The 17,071-nt window shown below is 68.1% G+C and carries 13 protein-coding genes; 10 read left to right on the forward strand and 3 right to left on the reverse strand.

Annotated features, from left to right (window positions below; all coding sequences use genetic code 11):
* The first annotated feature begins 93 nt into the window (after positions 1-93).
* Both G7B71_RS01920 and G7B71_RS01925 read left to right on the forward strand, forming a co-directional pair.
* Complete coding sequence (locus G7B71_RS01920) at positions 94-4,458, forward strand: M10 family metallopeptidase C-terminal domain-containing protein (protein ID WP_166037291.1); 4,365 nt, start codon at positions 94-96, stop codon at positions 4,456-4,458.
* A gap of 27 nt (positions 4,459-4,485) precedes the next feature.
* Complete coding sequence (locus G7B71_RS01925) at positions 4,486-4,743, forward strand: hypothetical protein (protein WP_166037293.1); 258 nt, start codon at positions 4,486-4,488, stop codon at positions 4,741-4,743.
* Positions 4,744-4,746: 3 nt separating this feature from the next.
* Here the strand turns inward: G7B71_RS01925 and G7B71_RS01930 are convergent, their stop codons facing one another.
* Together G7B71_RS01930 and G7B71_RS01935 are read right to left on the reverse strand one after the other, a co-directional pair.
* Positions 4,747-6,285 carry a PQQ-dependent sugar dehydrogenase gene (locus tag G7B71_RS01930; protein WP_166037295.1) on the reverse strand — a complete coding sequence of 513 codons (1,539 nt, stop codon included), beginning with the start codon at positions 6,283-6,285 and terminating at the stop codon, positions 4,747-4,749.
* 30 nt (positions 6,286-6,315) lie between these two features.
* Entirely contained in the window at positions 6,316-6,675 is a 360-nt protein-coding gene (locus tag G7B71_RS01935; RefSeq protein WP_166037297.1) for a hypothetical protein, read from the reverse strand.
* An 89-nt stretch (positions 6,676-6,764) separates the two neighbouring features.
* On the opposite strand from G7B71_RS01935, the gene G7B71_RS01940 reads away from it, so the two are divergent.
* Positions 6,765-7,562, forward strand: coding sequence for a tryptophan 2,3-dioxygenase family protein (locus G7B71_RS01940; protein ID WP_166037299.1), 798 nt, complete (start codon positions 6,765-6,767; stop codon positions 7,560-7,562).
* On the opposite strand, the gene G7B71_RS01945 is transcribed toward G7B71_RS01940, so the two are convergent.
* The gene (locus G7B71_RS01945) at positions 7,559-8,440 is read right to left on the reverse strand and encodes a class I mannose-6-phosphate isomerase (protein ID WP_166037301.1); all 882 of its coding nucleotides are present in this window, start codon (positions 8,438-8,440) and stop codon (positions 7,559-7,561) included. The two genes, G7B71_RS01940 and G7B71_RS01945, sit on opposite strands and share 4 nt — an antisense overlap.
* Positions 8,441-8,690: 250 nt before the next feature.
* On the opposite strand from G7B71_RS01945, the gene G7B71_RS01950 reads away from it, so the two are divergent.
* The 7 genes from G7B71_RS01950 (at position 8,691) to G7B71_RS01980 (ending at position 17,071) form a co-directional block, all read left to right on the forward strand.
* The gene (locus tag G7B71_RS01950; protein ID WP_166037303.1) at positions 8,691-9,485 is read left to right on the forward strand and encodes a metallophosphoesterase family protein; all 795 of its coding nucleotides are present in this window, start codon (positions 8,691-8,693) and stop codon (positions 9,483-9,485) included.
* 75 nt (positions 9,486-9,560) lie between these two features.
* On the forward strand, positions 9,561-10,310 hold the full coding sequence (locus G7B71_RS01955) for a polysaccharide biosynthesis/export family protein (protein ID WP_243406054.1): 750 nt from the start codon (positions 9,561-9,563) through the stop codon (positions 10,308-10,310).
* Positions 10,311-10,349: 39 nt separating this feature from the next.
* On the forward strand, positions 10,350-12,578 hold the full coding sequence (locus tag G7B71_RS01960; RefSeq protein WP_166037307.1) for a polysaccharide biosynthesis tyrosine autokinase: 2,229 nt from the start codon (positions 10,350-10,352) through the stop codon (positions 12,576-12,578).
* Positions 12,571-13,794 carry a tetratricopeptide repeat protein gene (locus tag G7B71_RS01965; protein WP_166037309.1) on the forward strand — a complete coding sequence of 408 codons (1,224 nt, stop codon included), beginning with the start codon at positions 12,571-12,573 and terminating at the stop codon, positions 13,792-13,794. The genes G7B71_RS01960 and G7B71_RS01965 overlap by 8 nt, the downstream gene beginning before the upstream one ends.
* Positions 13,791-15,170 (forward strand): O-antigen ligase family protein, encoded by a 1,380-nt coding sequence (locus tag G7B71_RS01970; RefSeq protein WP_243406050.1) that lies wholly within the window; start codon positions 13,791-13,793, stop codon positions 15,168-15,170. The genes G7B71_RS01965 and G7B71_RS01970 overlap by 4 nt, the downstream gene beginning before the upstream one ends.
* Before the next feature lie 51 nt (positions 15,171-15,221).
* Positions 15,222-16,520 (forward strand): oligosaccharide flippase family protein, encoded by a 1,299-nt coding sequence (locus tag G7B71_RS01975; protein WP_166037311.1) that lies wholly within the window; start codon positions 15,222-15,224, stop codon positions 16,518-16,520.
* A 134-nt stretch (positions 16,521-16,654) separates the two neighbouring features.
* Complete coding sequence (locus G7B71_RS01980) at positions 16,655-17,071, forward strand: acyltransferase (RefSeq protein WP_243406055.1); 417 nt, start codon at positions 16,655-16,657, stop codon at positions 17,069-17,071.

The raw sequence follows: 17,071 nt of genomic DNA on the forward strand, positions 1-17,071 counted from the left end.
AACAGACCCTGCAACAGGGACCCCGCGCATTGAGACTTTGACGCCGCGCCGTGTTCGAGGCGATGACGGTACGACGCCCGCCAGGAGAGAATGATGGCCGTTATGGTTGGTACGACGGGTAACGACTTTCTGACGGGCACGCCGCAGGACGATCATATCCAAGGTCTCGACGGTAACGACCGCATCGACGGCGCGGCCGGCAACGACATTCTGGAAGGTGGTCTCGGCGACGATCTATACTATGTGGATTCCTCCCTGGACGTTGTCCGGGAGGGCCTGAACGCCGGATTGGACATCGTCTATGCAACCGTCAATTATGCGCTGAGAGCCGGGCAGCATGTCGAGGTTCTGGCCGCACAGAGTGGCGCCGGCACCGTCAGGATCGACCTGACCGGGAACGAGCTGAACAACAGCATTGCGGGGAACGAAGGCGTCAACGTGCTGAACGGCGGCGCCGGCGCCGACTATCTGCGGGGCTATGGCGGCGACGACCGCCTCGACGGCGGGGCTGGCAACGACATCGCGGAAGGCGGCCTTGGCAACGACATTTATTATGTGGACTCGGCACAGGACATCGTCCGGGAAGGGATCGGGGCGGGGTTCGACATCGTCTATGCCCGGGTCAGCTACACGCTGACGGCCGGGCAGTATGTCGAGCTGCTGGCGGCGGAGAACGGCGCCGGCACCGCCAGAATCGATCTGACCGGCAATGAGCTGAACAACAGCATTGCCGGAACCGAAGGCGTTAACGTGCTGAACGGGGGCGCCGGCGACGACACCCTGCGCGGCTATGGCGGCGATGATCGCCTGGATGGCGGGCTCGGCAACGACCTCATGGAGGGCGGGCTCGGCAACGACATCTATTATGTCGACTCTCCCCTGGACATCGTCCGGGAGGGCCTGAACGGCGGGCTCGACATCGTCTATGCGCGGGTCAGCTATGCGCTGAGGGCCGGCCAGCATGTCGAGCTGCTGGCGGCGGAGAATGGCGCCGGCACCGCCAGGATCGATCTGACCGGCAACGAGCTGAACAACAGCATCGGCGGGACCGAGGGCGTCAACGTGCTGAACGGCGGCGCCGGTAACGACACTCTGCGCGCCTATGGCGGCGACGATCGCCTAGATGGCGGCGCGGGCATCGACCTTATGGAGGGCGGGCTCGGCAACGACCTCTATTTCGTGGATTCCGCCTCGGACGTGGTTCGGGAAGGCGCGAATGCCGGCCTCGACATCGTCTATGCCAGCGTCAGCTACGCGCTCACGGCCGGCCAGCATGTCGAGGTCCTCTCGACCAGCAATGGGGCCGGCACCGCGGCCATCAACCTCACCGGCAACGAGCTCAACAACAGCCTTGCCGGGAACGAAGGCGCCAACACGCTGTCCGGCGGCGCGGGCGCCGATACGCTGCGCGGCTATGGCGGCAACGACATTCTCGACGGCGGCGCCGGGCAGGACATCCTGGAAGGCGGAACCGGAGCGGACATCTTCCGCTTCACCGCCGCGGCGCATTCCGCGGTCGGCGCGTTCGACACGGCCCGGGACTTCGAAACCGGCCTCGACACGATCGATCTCGCCGCGATCGACGCCAACAGCCTAACCGGTGCCCGCGACTCGTTTCTCTTCATCGGCGCGGCCGGCTTCAGCGGCCGCGCGGGCGAGCTGCGCTACGTCCAGTCCGGTTCGGTGTTCGACCTCTACGCCGACCTCAACGGCGACCGCATCGCCGACATGCACATCCGCGTCGTCGGCAACGGCCTCGTCGTCGGCGACATCGACGGCGCGGTCGCCGCTCCGATCAATCGGGCGCCGGCGATCACCTCCGGCAGCACCGCAAGCGTCGCCGAGAACAGCTCGACCGCGACCATCGTCTACCAAACGGTCGCCAGCGATCCGGACGGCGATCCGGTGACCTACCGCCTGAGCGGCCCCGACGCGGCGCTGCTCAGCATCGACGTCGTCTCGGGTGCGGTACGGCTGCTCTCGTCGGCCAATTTCGAGGCGCGCAGCAGCTACAATTTCACCGTCCATGCCGAGGACGGTCGCGGCGGCACCACCGCCCAGCCGGTCACGCTGGCCATCCAGAACGTCAACGAGGCGCCGGTGATCACGTCCGGCGCCGCTGCGTCGGTCGCCGAGAACAGCGCGGCGTCGACGATCGTCTATCAGGCTGTCGCCAGCGACCCCGACGGCAACCCGATCAGCTATCGCCTGAGCGGGGCCGACGCGGCGCTGCTCAGCATCGATTCGAACGGTGCGGTGCGGCTGCTCTCCTCGGCCAATTTCGAGGCGCGCAGCAGCTACAGCTTCACCGTCCATGCCGACGACGGCCTCGGCGGCACCGACGCGCAGGGCGTCACGCTCACCGTCCAGGACGTCAACGAGGCGCCGGTGATCACCTCCGGCACCACCGCGACGATCGCCGAGAACAGCCCGACCTCGACCGTGGTCTATCAGGTCCTCGCCAGCGATCCCGACGGCAATCCCCTTGCCTATACGCTGAGCGGCGCCGACGCGGCCTCGTTCACGATCGACGCGAGCGGCGCGGTCCGCTTCATCCAGTCGCCCGATTTCGAGGCGCGCAGCAGCTATTCCTTCTCGGTTCAGGCCAGCGACGGCAGCCTCGCCGCCACCCGCGGCGTCACCGTGACGGTCACCGACGTGAACGAGAGCGTCGGAGCGACTCCGATCATCGCCGAGACGAGCGCGGCCAATGACGGAATCGCTCAGGCGCAGACGATCCTGCGCTCGCAGCTCGCGGTCGCGCCCAATCCCAACCTCGAGGACCAGAGCCTGCCGTCGGTGCAGATCAACGGCAACATCTCGCCGCTCGGCGACAGCGACTATTTCAGCATCACGCTGAAGGCCGGCGAGCTGCTGATCCTCGACGTCGACGGCACCAACTCGCTCGACGCGTTCCTGCGCGTGTTCGGGCCATCCGGCACCCTGATTGCAGAAAATGACGATTCGGTGAGCTTTGACGCGGGCTCGTCGGCTCATTCGGGGATCAGCCACAATCTCGATTCGCTGGTCCGCTTCCGGGCGTCGGTCGACGGAACCTACACGTTCCAGATCCGCTCGTACGAGGCGGACGGCACGCCCACCTCGAGCGGTGCCTACACGATCAATCTCAGCATCGGGCCGTCGGTGCCGCAGTCCGTCATCGACCAGGAGAATATCGACGCGCTCATCTCCGGCTCGCGGTGGAACACGTCGACCATCACCTACGGCTTCCCGACCGACCCGAGCCAATATCCGGGCACTGAAGGGACTCCGGAGCGCGACACCAATTTCGAGACGCTGAACGCTGCGCAGCGCGCGGCCACCGTGACCACCTTTGCGATGATCGCGCACTATACCGGCCTCGTGTTCAGCGAGAATGTCGCCACGCCTGGATCCGCCCAGATCCGCCTCGCGCAGAGCGACGACCCAGGAACCGCCCATGCTTATTATCCGGGCCTGGGCGACGGCGGCGACGTATGGTTCCGCAACAGCGCGCCGGAGAGCGGCGGCCTGCCCCGCTTCGATAATCCGGTGGCGGGCGGCTATGGCTACATGACCTTTCTGCACGAGATCGGCCACGCGATGGGCCTCAAGCACGGCCATGACTCGCCGGCGCTGAGCCCCGACCGCGATTCGATGGAATTCTCCATCATGACCTATCGCGGCTATATCGGCGCGGACGTCGAGGGTGGCTATAGCAACGAGACCTGGGGCTTCGCCCAGAGCTTCATGATGTACGACATCGGCGCGCTGCAAAAGGTCTATGGCGCCAATTTCAACGCGCAGTCCGGGAACTCGGTCTACAGCTGGAGCCCGACCAGCGGCGCCTTCTTGATCAACGGCGTCACGCAGTGGACGCCGGGCGGCAACCGCGTGTTCCAGACGGTCTGGGACGGCGGCGGCACCGACACCTACAATCTGTCGGGCTACTCGAACGCCGTGACCATCGATCTGCGGCCGGGCGAGTGGACGATCACGTCGCAGGTCCAGCTCGCCAATCTCGGCGACGGCAATTTCGCGCGCGGCAACGTCGCCAACGCGCTGCTGTTCAACGGCGACACCCGCTCGCTGATAGAGAATGCGATCGGCGGCAGCGGCAACGACACGCTGATCGCGAACCAGGCCCGCAACGAGCTCACCGGCGGTGGCGGCGCGGACATCTTCGCCTGGAAAGCGGCCGGCGACGCGCAGATGTCCAACCCGGACCAGATTCTCGATTTCGTGCAGGGCAGCGACAGGATCGACCTGTCGGCGATCGACGCGATCAGCGGCACGACGGCGGATGACGCGTTCAGCTTCATCGGCACCAGCGCCTTCACCGGGGTCGCCGGCCAGCTGCGCTACGCGGTCGATGCCAACGGCGTGAATGTCTACGCAGACGTCGACGGCAACGGCCTCGCTGACCTGCATATCATCGTCAATGGAACCAGCATCGCCGCCACGGACTTCATCTTCTAGAGGTCCGGACGGTCCGGAGAGGCCATGATGAACGTGATGATCGGACTGCTCGCCGCCACGGCGGCAGCATTGAGCATGGAGGCGACGACGCCCGACACACCGCCTTCCGCGAAGGAGATCGCGCCCGCGCGCGACGGCAATATCGCGATCCAGGAGGAGCTCGACGCCGCGCGCAAGGCGCGTACGGTCGCGGCCTACGACCTGTTCATCGCGCGCCATCCGGGCCACCCGCTCGAGGCGGTGGCGCGCGAGGAGCGCGCGCGTCTGCTCAGGAGCGCGCGTTAGAGGCTATTGCGCCTCGACCCGAAAGATCTCGCCGTCGAAATCGACGATGTAGAGGTTGCCCGCCTGGTCGATTCCGAAGCTGGAGATGTTGCCGATCGCGCCGGCATTGGGCGTGAAATCGGCGCGGCGCAGGATGAAGCGGTCGCTGAACAGGGTGGTGCCCAGCATCAGCTCGCGGATCGCCAGCGACCAGATGTTGCCGGTGACGAAATCGCCGAAGATATATTGGCCCTGCAGGCTCTCCACCGGTCCGCGATAGACGTAGCCGCCGGTCACCGAATTGCCCTGCCGCGGGCCTGTGCCGTGCGCATATTCCGCGACCGGCGGGGTGAGGCCGGCCGTCGGCGACCCGCCGAAGGGCTGGGTGCCCTCGAGGATCCGCCAGCCGAAATTGGCGCCGCCGTCCTGCGGGCGCATCAGGTCGATCTCCTCGCGTGCGCCTTGGCCGACGTCGCCGATCCACAAATGGCCGGTGACGGGGTCGAAGCTGGCGCGGAACGGATTGCGCAGGCCATAGGCCCAGATCTCGCCGCGCCCGCCGCCGGCGGCGAACGGGTTGTTGGCGGGAATGCGATAGTCGGCCTCGTCATCCGCCGGGAAGGCATCGCCGCCGACGTCGATGCGCAGGATCTTGCCGAGCAGATTGCCGGTGTTCTGCGCGTTGTTGAGCGGATCGCCGCCGCCGCCGCCGTCGCCCGAGGCGATATGGAGGAAGCCGTCATTGCCGAAGCCGATCCAGCCGCCCTTGTGGTTGTTGAAGCCGGGCGGCTGCGCGAAGGTCAGGACGAGGTCGGCGCTGGCGGGGTTGGCGAGGTCGCGATTGCCCGCCTGGACCCGGTAGCGGCGCACCTCGCTGTTGCCGGTGAGCCCGATCAGATAGACGTAGAAGGCGCCGCTGGTCGCGAAATCGGGCGCGGTGGCGAAGCCGAGGAGGCCGCGCTCGCCGTCGGTGAGGATCTGCCCTGACAGGTCGAGGAAGGGCTGGGCGGCAATCGCCCCGGTGGCGGGGTTGAGGATTCGGATTCGGCCGGTCCGCTCGACCACGAAGACCCGGCCTGTATTGTCCGGCACCGGAGCCACGAACAAAGGCTGGACGAAGCCGGCGCCGACGCGCGCGATGCGAAAGGCGTCGGGTCCGACATTGGTCACCGTCACGGTGAGCGGCAGGGTTGTCGTCGCCTGCCCGTCTGAGACCGCGATCGTCACCTGATAGACATTGTTCGCGTCGGAGTCGGCCGGTGCCTCGAAGTCGGGCGGAGTCACGAACGACAAGGCGCCCGCCGCGGTGATCCTGAAATCGCCCTGGTCGACACCGCCGGCAACGGAGAAAGTGAGGGCCTGCCCGTCCGGGTCGGTGGCGGTCGCCTGGTAGAAGGTGCCGGCGCTGTTCTCGGGCGCGGCCGCGGTGGCCGGGGACGTGAAGGCCGGTGCGCTGTTGGCGGGATTCGGGGGCGGGGGAGGATTGCCGCCACCGCCGCCTCCGTTGCACGCCGCGAGGGCCAGGGCGATTGCGGAGGCGGGGACAATACGCAGCGCGGACATGGCGTCACTCCAAGCTGGCAGCACGCATGTTCAGTCGCCCGAAGGCGCCTGGTCCCCCATCGGCTCCATACCATCGGACGGTTCCGGCCGCACCAGGAGATGCGGCGCGAAGCGGCCGGCGAGCAGCAGCAGGCTCGGCATCGCCATGGTCGTCGCGAGGTCCTTGGCGGTCTCGCTGCCCTGCCCGGGCCAGGTCTCGTGGAGATAGTCGGCCCATTCGTTGGCGAGCGCCGCCGCCAGCACCACCAGCCAGGCAAGCCAGCGCGGCGCCCCGCGCGGAAGCATGGCGACGAGCAGAAGATAGAGCCCGATGCCGACCAGCAGGTGAAGCGCGTCGCGGCTGAGGCCGGTCTCGCCCGTGATCACCGTCTTGATCGCCGCCCAGTCCACCCGAATTCCTTTCGCAGCGGGGTGGTAGCGACGGCGGCGAGCCGCGCACAGCCCCTTGCATGCGCATCGCGGGCGGATACACCGGCGGCATGAAATCAGCCGACGACATGACCTATGGCGACTATCTGGGCCTCGACCAGCTGCTCGCCGCCCAGAACCCGCAGTCCGAGCATCATGACGAGCTGCTGTTCATCATCATCCACCAGACCAAAGAGCTGTGGCTCAAGCAGATGGTCGCCGAATTGAAAGCGGCGGCCGAGCTGATCCGAGGCGACCGGCTCACCGAGGTCCACAAGATCCTGTCGCGCGTGTCGCGCATCCAGGCGGTGCTGACTCTGAGCTGGGACATATTGTCGACCATGACCCCGGCCGACTATCTCAAGTTCCGCGGGGTGCTCGGCACGTCGAGCGGCTTCCAGTCGGCGCAGTTCCGCCAGATCGAGTTCCTGTTCGGCTTCAAGGATGCCGGCCACCTGCGCTTCCAGCCGGAAGGTTCGGCGGCGCGCGCGGCGCTCGAGGAGGCCTATCAGTCGCCCAGCCTGTGGGACGAGGCCAACCGCGCGCTCGCCCGCGCCGGCTTTGAACTGCCGTCCGAGGCGATCGAGCGCGACTGGACTCAGGCCTATGTGCCGAACGAGCAGGTCGAGGACGCGTGGGCGACCATCTACCGCGATCCCGAGCGATGGTGGGTGTTCTACCAGCTCGCCGAGAAGCTGGTCGACATCGACGACGCCACCGCGACCTGGCGCCACAAGCATGCGATCACCGTCGAGCGGGTGATCGGCTTCAAGCGCGGCACCGGCGGCACGGCCGGCGTCTCCTACCTCCAGTCCACGATCGGCAAGCGCGCCTTTCCGGAATTGTGGACCCTGCGGACCAAGCTCTAGCGCAGAAGGTCGGTCCTGACCTCGCACCCGGCATAGGCGACCAGCAGGTCGAGCCCCGCCGCGGGCTCCAGCGCGGAGAGTGCGGGAACCCGCCAGACCTCGCCGGCCCTGAGCGGCGCGGCGTCGATGCGGCCGGCGTCCGCGAGCGGGATCAGCAGCAATTCGGTGGCGCGGCCGTCGACAAGGACGGGCGAGCCCAGCCGCCACCGTTCCAGCACGAAACTGTCGCCCGCGAGCAGAAGCTCGCGGCCCTCGCCGAGACGCCGCGCCGCGGGCGCCGGCGGCGCCGGACCGGCGACAGCGACCGCGACCGCATCGTCGAGATGGAGCTCGCGCGGCCGGCCATAATCGTAGAGCCGGTAGGTGAGGTCCAGATTCTGCTGGACCTCGATCAGGCTGATGCCGCCGCCGATGGCGTGGATGGTGCCGCCCGGGCAGGCGAGCACGTCGCCCGGTGCGACCGGGCGCCAGTCGACCAGTTGCTCGATCGACCCGTCGCGTGCCGCTTCGCGCAGGTCGTCGGCAGCGACCGGTCGCTTGAGGCCGAGGCCGATCACCGCCCCCGGCTCCGCGTCGAGGATCAGCCAGGCCTCGTCCTTGCCGCACGGCAGGCCGCGCGCCTCCGCCTGGCTGGCGTCGGGGTGGACCTGGACCGAAAGGAGTTCGGCGGTGAACAGTTGCTTGACCAGCAGGCGACACTCGCCCGGACCGGACTCCTCATGCCAGATCTCGCCGATCGTCTCGTGAGGACGTTCGAAGCCGGCGAAGACAGACGGCAGCACCGCGCGGCCCCACGGGCGTGCGAACGCGCGCGGAGCGAGCCGCGTCGCCAGGTCGGTCCGATCTTCCCACCGCCGCGGCGAGAGCATTCGCTTCATGCCGTCACGCTACCGCCGCGACCCGTCGGGCCGACGGCGGCGTCCCTTTTCGCGAGAGCGGCGAAGCACGACGCCGCGCCAACCTCTCCCGCCCCTTCTGGGGCTAAGTGCTTGACATTTGGTTGCGGGTACGATGGAGCCGGCGACCGGGGGCCGGCTGACCGATTGCGGCTTCACGCAAGCACGATCGGTCCAGACAGAAGGCGAGATAAGTGGCGAGTCGGCATGGCCGGCTCGTCGCAGATAAAATATGTTTCTTCGCAAGCTCCTAAGCGGTCTCGGCGGCGGCTCCGGCCCGAAAGCCCCGCATGGCAAGCCCGGCGCCCGCGCCTATGCGGTCGGCGACGTCCATGGCTGCCTCGCCCAGCTCGACCGGCTGATCGGGCTGATCGAGGCGGACCTCGACGCCCGTCCCGTCAGGGAGGCGTTCCTCGTCTTCGTCGGCGACCTCATCGACCGCGGCCCGGATTCGGCCGGGGTGATCGAGCGGCTGCGCACCTATTCGCGCCCCGGCCTCAAGCCGATCTTCCTGTCCGGCAACCATGAGGAATATTTCCTTCGCGTGCTCGCCGGGGAGCGCGGCGTCATCGACAATTGGCTCGATTATGGCGGCCGCGAGTGCGCGGAGAGCTACGGAATCTCGTCGGACCAGCTCGTCGCGCTGCCGGAGGACCAGGCGATCGCGCTGCTCAGGCGGCAGGTGCCGGACGCGCATCGCCGCTTTCTCAAGAGCTTCGGCGACACCTTCCGCTTCGGCGACTATCTGTTCGTCCATGCCGGCATCCGGCCCGGCCTTCCGCTCGAGCGGCAGACCCGCGCCGACCTGCGCTGGATTCGCGAGCCCTTCCTCCACGACACCGGCGATCACGGCTTCGTCGTCGTCCACGGACACACCATCGTGGACTCGGTAGAAGAGCTCCCAAACCGCATCGGCATCGACACCGGCGCCTATCGCAGCGGGGTGCTGACCGCCCTCGTGGTCGACGGCGGCGAGCGCCGTTTCCTCTCGGCAACGGCCGACAAGGATGCGTTCGAAACGACTTGATGACGTCTTGAACCGTGGACGCCGAGACTTGCCACGGTCCGGAACTAGCTCCTAATGGGAGAAATCGAAGTGAAGATGCGTGTGGGGACCATGAGCCAGCGGAATTTGTTCGAACGCCTGCGGGCATTCAGCCGCGATATCGCGCGGCTGTCATTGTGCCTGTTCGCAGCCGCGCTGGTGACGGCTTGCGCCGCCGAGCGTGGCGGCTCGATCCCCTATGCGACCCAGCCGCTCGCCGCGCCGGACACCCCGCGCGCCGCGATGCTGACCGCCGACTACCGGATCAACACCGGCGACAAGCTGGCGGTGACGGTCTACCGGGTCGAGGACCTGTCGCGCGAATATCGCGTCGACCTGTCCGGCAACCTTTCGATGCCGCTGATCGGCAACGTCCAGGCGGTCGGCCGGACCACCGCCGAGGTGCGCGACGAGGTCGCCCGGCGGCTCGGCGAGCGCTACCTGCGCGATCCCGACGTCACCGTCGCGGTCACCGAATCGACCAACAACAACGTCACCGTCGAGGGCGGCGTGCGCCACCCGGGCGTGTTCCCGCTCACCGGCCAGACCACCTTGCTTCAGTCGGTCGCGATGGCGCAGGGCATCGACCCCGACAACGGCAATCCGCGGCGCATCGCCATCTTCCGCCGCGTGGGTGGGCAGCGCATGGCGGCGGCCTTCGACCTGGTCAGCATTCGCGATGGATCGATGCAGGATCCCGACATCTACCCCGGCGACATCGTCGTCGTGCAGAGCAACACGCGGCGAGGCATCTTCCAGGACGTCCTTCAGGCGCTCCCGCTCATCGCGATTTTCCGTCCCTTCTGACGACGCCCGGCGCGTCATTTAACAGGCAGCAGTTCCTCCATGGGCAAGAACGAGATCGAACCGAAGGGAGCCGGCGGCGTGTGGCCGATCGCCGAGCAGGCGCGCGTGGGAACGCCGCTGCACCCGCTCCAGGACCAGCCGGACTATGCGCTGGCCCCGGCGGGATCGGACATCAACCTCGCCATGCTGTGGAACGTCGTCTGGGCGTGGCGCTGGCTGATCCTCGGCGCGATCGCCGCGGGCCTCGCCGGCGGCGTCATCGTGACCTTGCTGATGACTCCGACCTATCGCGCGACCGCCGTGCTGGAGCTGAACCCGCCGGTCGTCGAGGTGATGGAGAACCAGCAGCAGGTCCAGCGCGCGCAGAACGACCGCCAGTATCTCGAGACCCAATATGGCCTGCTCAAGAGCCGCGCGCTTGCCGAGCGGGTGAGCCAGGAGCTCAATCTCGCCTCCAACCCGGCCATGGTGTCGGAGGAGATGAGCCGCGACGTGCGCCAGCGCGTCGTCGTCAACGAGCTTCTGGGCAATCTCACCATCGATCCCAATCGCGAGAGCCGGCTGGTCCGGATCGCGTTTGAATCGGAGGACCCTCAGCTGTCGGCGCGGGTCGCCAACGGCTTTGCCGAGAGCTTCATCAATTCGAGCCTCGAGCGGCGCTACCAGGCCTCGTCCTATGCCCGCGACTTCCTGCAGCGGCAGATCGCCGCGGTGCGCCAGGAGCTCGAGAACAGCGAGCGCCAGCTCGTCGCCTATGCCCAACAGCAAGGCATCATCAACACCGCCAGCGCGGCCGCGGGAAGCGGCGGCGCCGGCACGACATCCGACGCCAACTCGCCGACCGGCGACACGCTCGTCGCCCTGAACCGCGAACTGTCGGAGGCGACGGCGCGCCGGATCGCCGCCGAGCAGCGCTTCCGCCAGGGTCAGTCGACCGGCCCGACCGCCGAAGGGGTGGAGCGCACCTCCCAGCTGCGCAACCAGCTCGCGGTCCTGCGCGCCCAATATCAGGAGCAGCTCGCGATCTTCCAGCCGGACTATCCGGCGATGGTCCAGCTGCGCGCCCAGATCCAGGCGCTCGAGCAGGCGATCCAGAACGAGGCGGGCGCCGTCCGCACCGGCCGGGTCAACACCCTGCGCTCCGAATATCAGGCCGCGCTCGCCGAGGAGCGCGCGTTGCAGGCCCGCGTCGACCAGCTGCGCGGCGCGGTGCTCAACCTGCGCGGCCGCTCGATCCAGTACAACATCCTGCAGCGCGACGTGGACACCAACCGCGCGCTCTACGATGCCCTGCTGCAGCGCTACAAGGAGATCGGCGTCGCCGGCGGCATCGGTACCAGCCAAGCCTCGATCGTCGACCGCGCCGAAGTGCCCTCGGGGCCCTTCCGCCCGAACCTGATGATGAACGTGCTGATCGGTCTCGCGCTCGGCGCGATCACCGGCCTCGCGCTCGCGCTGCTGCTCGAGTTCATCAACGACACGATCAAGACCCCGGGCGACGTGCGCGAGAAGCTGCGCCTCGCTTTCCTCGGCGGCATTCCGGTCTCCAAGGGGAAGGCGGTGGACGAGCTGGGCGATGCCAGCACCGGCATAAGCGAAGCCTATTTCTCGGCGATGACGTCGCTCCAGTTCACCACCGAAAGCGGGGCGCCCAAGGTCCTGCTGGTGACCTCGACGCGGCCGTCCGAGGGCAAGTCGACGACATCCTGGGCGCTGGCCTCGTCCTTCGCCCGGCTCGGCCGCAAGGTGCTGTTGATCGACGCCGACATGCGCAAGCCGGCCTTCGTCACAGGCGGCGAGAAGTCGGACGGCCTCGCCAACCTGCTGACCAACCGCGACCCGCTCGCCGACCACGTCGTCAAGCCGGACGTCGAGGGCCTGTGGCTGCTGCCGTGCGGGCCGCTGCCGCCCAACCCGGCCGAACTGCTGTCGTCGCCGCGGCTCAAGGCGATCCTCGTTGAGGCGAGCGCGCAATATGACATGGTCATCGTCGACAGCCCGCCGATCCTCGGCCTCGCCGACACGCCGCTGCTGTCGTCGATCGCGAGCGGCACCTTGATGGTCATCGAGGCCGGCAAGACCCGCACCCGCGCCGCCACCGAAGCGCTCGGACGCCTGCGCCAGGCCGGCGCCAACGTCGTCGGTGCGGTGCTGACCCGCTACAAGCACGATCCGGCCGGCTACGGCTATTCCTACGAAGCCTATCGCTACAGCGCGGTCGAAGGTCGCGAACGCGAGATCCGGCTGATCGTGTCGAAGAATGGCTGATGCGGGACGGCGCGCCCGCGGCGCGCTGTGGTGGGCGAGGCTGCTGGTCCTGATCGTCGCCGCCATCGGCGTCGGCTGGGTGGCGGTGAACGTCACGGCGATGCGTGCCTTCCCGTTGCGGACCGGCATTCCGCAGCGCCTCGACGCGAACCATCCGGACATCGTGTTCCGTGAGGCGGCCGAGGCGCTGCTGAGCAACCGCGGGCGCCTTCCCGCGCAATTCTATCCTCGCATCGCCGAGGCCGCGAAGCGCGAGCCCTTGTCGGCCGAGCCCTACATGTTCTTCGCCATGCAGGCGCTAGAGCAGCAGGATCTCGCCCGTGCCGAGCGGCTGCTGACCGAGGCGCGCCGCCGCGACCCGCGCCTGCGCCTCGCCCGGCTCGCCCTGCTCGGAGTCTACCTTCAGACCAACCGCGTCGCCGAGGCGAGCGAGGAGATCGCGGTCATCGTCCGCCTCGTGCCGCGCGCCGAGCAGCTGCTGGTGCCCGAGCTGGCCCGGCTCGCCGCGGCGCCCGCCACCGCCGATGCGGTGGTCGCGGCGATCGGCGACGACCCCCTGATGGCGGCGGTCATCGTTCGCCTCGCCCAGCAGAATCTCGACCCGGAGCACCTCCTGCGGCTCGCCGCGCGGCAGCCGCGCGCGGCCGGCGCGGCGGCAACCGGCTGGCAGGCGACCGTTCTGGACATGATGGTTCGCCGCGGCGAGGTGCGGCGCGCGCACCGGATCTGGCAGCGGCTGGTCGGGATTTCCGGCACTCCGCCGCTCGTCTATGACGCGCGGTTCGAGGGCCGGCCGGGGCCGGTGCCGTTCAACTGGGCGTTGAGCGGATCCGGCGCCGGGGTCGCGGAGCCCGCCGCGGGCGGCGCTCTCGACGTCGAATATTATGGCCGCGCCTCGGCCCCGCTCGCCAGCCAGCTGCTGGCGCTGCAGCCCGGCCGCTACCGCCTCGCCATGCGCGCGGAGGGCAGCGCGACCGGTGAGGGCAGCCGAATCGAATGGAATGTCGCATGCAGCGGCAGCGGCGCCGTCCTCGCGGCCGAGCCGCTGCGCGACATCACCTACAATCCTCGCGACGTCGCGGTCGAGTTCACGGTGCCGGCGAGCGGCTGCGAAGGCCAATGGCTGCGGCTGCAGGGCGTCGCCGCCGAATTCCCGACCACCCAGGCGGTCAAGATCAGCGAACTGTCGCTCCAGCGCGCCGGAGGCGGCCAGTGACCCTGCGTCATTTCATTGTGCCGGCCTATCTTCTGCTGTGCATCCTGCTCGGCGGCGCCAGCGCGGCGGGCTTCCTGCCCAATCTGGTGCTCCAGCTGCTGGCCTTGCCGATCATCGTCGCCGCGCTGATGACGTCGCGGAGCAATATGTCGCGTGCGGCGCGGGCCCTGCTGTGGCTCACCGCGGCGATGATCGCCCTCGCGCTCATTCAGCTGATCCCATTGCCCCCGGGCCTGTGGCGCGGGCTGCCGGGCCGCGAGCGGGTCGCCGAGGGTTTCGAGCTTCTCGGCCAGCCGGTGCCTTGGCTGCCGCTGTCGCTGAGGCCGGAGCGCGCCCTGGCGGGCCTGCTGTGGCTGCTCCCGGCGTTCGCGGTGTTGCTCGGAATCCTTCGGCTCGGCGCCTATCGCGCGCCCTACCTCGCCTGGGCGCTGATCGCGGTGACGGTGGCGGCGGTGATGGTCAGCGCGATGCAGCTGACCGGGGGGGCTCAGAGCCCGTTTTATTTCTACTCGGTGACGAACTGGGGACAGGGCGTCGGATTCTTCGCCAACAGCAACCACATGGCGACCCTGCTGCTTTGCGTGATCCCATTCCTTGCAGCGCTTCACGCCGAAGCGCTCGGCAACGGCGCTCAATCGAGCTCGAAATCGATGCGGCGCTCGTCCGGGATCATCGTCATCATCGCCGGCGTCGGGATGATCATCCTCGTCGGCCTCGCCATCAACCAGTCGCTTGCCGGGCTCGGCCTGGCGGTGCCGGTGATCGGCGCCAGCATCCTGCTGGTCCGCTACCGCCGCAAGGCGCTGCCCGCCTGGGCGCCGGTGATCGGAACCGTCCTCACCATCGCAGCGGTGGCGGCGATCTTCGTCGCTCCGCTCGGCAGCGGCGCCTTCTCCGAAACCGCGCGGTCGAGCAGCGAATCCCGCGGCATGTCGGTCGCCATCACCGGCAACGCGGCGGTCGAGCATCTGCCGCTCGGCTCGGGCCTCGGCACCTTCGTCGACATCTACCGGACCCACGAAGACCATCGCGCGGTCGAGCCGCCCTATATGAACCACGCGCACAGCGACCTTGCCGAGATCGCGCTCGAGACCGGCGTGCCGGGGATCATCCTCGTCCTCCTCCTGCTCGCATGGTGGGGCCGCCGCGCCTGGACGATCTGGGGCGCCGGCCAAAAGCGGCCCGACCATTTCGCCCGCGCCGCGACCATCGCGGTCGCCGCGATCCTCGCCCACAGCCTCGTCGACTATCCGCTGCGCACCGCCGCCATCTCGGTGCTCTTTGCGATCTGCCTCGCCCTGATGGCCGAGCCGCGTCCCGTGGTGCGAGCCGCGGCGGATCGGCACGAAGAGGGCCTGCGCCACCTCAGCGCCTGAGCCTCGACGGGCAGAGGCCAGCCCACTAAGCAGGGCTGCGGCGGGACGAGCATGAACTGGACCGATTATTTCAAACACTTCCTGGTCCTGTTCTCGGGATCGGCGCTCGCCCAGGCGATAAACCTGCTGAGCTACCCGCTCCTCGCCCGGCTCTATTCGCCGGCGGAATACGGGCTCTTCGCGCTGTTCATCGCGATCTGCGCCATCCCCGCGGCGCTCGCCTGCGCGCGCTTCGACGTCATCATCCCGACCGTTCGCGGGGCATCCCGCTTCGCGGTGCTCTGGGTCTGTCTCACGGCGGCGCTGCTGACGGCGACGGTGACGACCGCGCTGGTCGGACTGTATTTCCTGGTCTGGAATAGCAGCCAGCCGGCCTATGTCGCGTTCCTGGCCGGCGGAGCGGTGTTCCTCGCCGGCTTCTGCTCGTCCTCGTCGATGCTGCTGATGAGGCACGACCGCTATGTCGCTTCCTCGCGCGCCGTCGTCGTCAGGACCGCCATAACCGTCGCTGCGCAGGTCGGACTCGCGGTCGCGGTCGGGGGCGCAGCGGGGCTGATCCTGGGTTATTGCATCGGCTTCCTGGCCCAGGCCGTCGCTCTCGCGCTTGCGGCGCGCGGTCTTGGCTGGCGGCGGCCGCGGGTACGGCAGATGAAGGCGATCTTCCAGCGCTACCGGAGGCAGATCGCGATAGATGTGCCCGGAACCGTGATCGGTGCGGGGTCCGCTCAGCTCCTGAGCGTCTTCCTGGTCGCACTGCACGGGCCGCGCGCGGCCGGCGTCTATGCGATGGCAAGCCGAATCACGATCGTCCCGATGGAATTGTTCAGCACCTCGCTGTCGCAGGTCTTCTTCCAGAAGGCGGCGCGCGCCCAGGAGGCGACCGGCTCCTTCTGGGGTCAGATGAAGCTCAACCTCGCCCTGATGGCGGTCGTGACCGGCGCCGTGGTCGTCGCGATCTGGCTGTTCGCGCGCGCCGTCGTCGACATCTATCTGGGGGCGGAATGGGCGCTCGTCGGAGACGTGCTGATCATTCTTGCGCCCATGCTCGCGCTTCGCAGCATCGCGGTGTCGGTGGCGACGGCGGTGTTCATCATCAAGCGGCCGGCCTGGCTGTTCATGCACAACCTTGCGGCTGCGCTGGCGCAAGGCGCCGCCTTTGCGTTCGCCTTGTGGGGCGGCCTCGACATGCGCTCGTTCCTGATGGTCGCGGCGACCCTGATGGCGATCGAGTCCGCCTCGTTCATCCTCATCCTCGTCGTGGCTGCGCGCCGCCGGCATCTCGGGCGCGCCGCGCCCGTCGACCCCGCCGATCGTGCCGCGGCCTTGGCGACTGCTCCCGATGCAGGTTAGGTTGTGATCAGGTCCCGCTCGTGAGGCAGATGTTGTCGAAATTCGCCGCCCGCCTCTGCTTCTTCCTCTACCTCTGCATCATGAGGAAGGAGCTCCCGATCTATGTGCGGATCAGGAGGCGCCTGTTGAATGTCATGCTGGGGCGGAAGCATGTCGGCCTGCTGGTGTTCCCGGACGTCCATCTCGGCGACTGGCGGCACCTCAAGATCGGCGATCACGTCAGCATCAACCGCGGCTGCAACTTCTCCTGCCTGGGCGGCATCGAGATCGGGGACTATGTGTCCATCGCGCACGGCACCTCGCTCATCAGCACCGAACATGAATATCGCGACCCCAGCCTGCCGATCAAAGCGCAGCCGGTTTCGCTTCATCCGATCGCGGTCGGGTCCAATGTTTGGATCGGAGCCCAGGTCTGCATCCTGGGCGGCGTGAAGATCGCCGAGGGCAGCATCGTCGCCGCCGGCGCGGTCGTGACCAAGTCGGTTACCGAGCCCAACTCGATCGTCGGAGGCATCCCGGCGCGATTCATCAAGTCCCGGTTCGGGGATTGA

Origin of the sequence: Sphingosinicella sp. YJ22 (assembly GCF_011320075.1) — a bacterium.
Classification (GTDB): domain Bacteria; phylum Pseudomonadota; class Alphaproteobacteria; order Sphingomonadales; family Sphingomonadaceae; genus Allosphingosinicella.

Coding starts and splice junctions, on each gene's coding strand:
- G7B71_RS01920 (WP_166037291.1), top strand. CDS start 94: ATGGCCGTTATGGTTGGTACGACGGGTAACGACTTTCTGACGGGCACG.
- G7B71_RS01925 (WP_166037293.1), top strand. CDS start 4,486: ATGAACGTGATGATCGGACTGCTCGCCGCCACGGCGGCAGCATTGAGC.
- G7B71_RS01930 (WP_166037295.1), bottom strand. CDS start 6,285: ATGTCCGCGCTGCGTATTGTCCCCGCCTCCGCAATCGCCCTGGCCCTC.
- G7B71_RS01940 (WP_166037299.1), top strand. CDS start 6,765: ATGAAATCAGCCGACGACATGACCTATGGCGACTATCTGGGCCTCGAC.
- G7B71_RS01945 (WP_166037301.1), bottom strand. CDS start 8,440: ATGAAGCGAATGCTCTCGCCGCGGCGGTGGGAAGATCGGACCGACCTG.
- G7B71_RS01950 (WP_166037303.1), top strand. CDS start 8,691: ATGTTTCTTCGCAAGCTCCTAAGCGGTCTCGGCGGCGGCTCCGGCCCG.
- G7B71_RS01955 (WP_243406054.1), top strand. CDS start 9,561: ATGCGTGTGGGGACCATGAGCCAGCGGAATTTGTTCGAACGCCTGCGG.
- G7B71_RS01960 (WP_166037307.1), top strand. CDS start 10,350: ATGGGCAAGAACGAGATCGAACCGAAGGGAGCCGGCGGCGTGTGGCCG.
- G7B71_RS01965 (WP_166037309.1), top strand. CDS start 12,571: ATGGCTGATGCGGGACGGCGCGCCCGCGGCGCGCTGTGGTGGGCGAGG.
- G7B71_RS01975 (WP_166037311.1), top strand. CDS start 15,222: ATGAACTGGACCGATTATTTCAAACACTTCCTGGTCCTGTTCTCGGGA.
- G7B71_RS01980 (WP_243406055.1), top strand. CDS start 16,655: ATGCTGGGGCGGAAGCATGTCGGCCTGCTGGTGTTCCCGGACGTCCAT.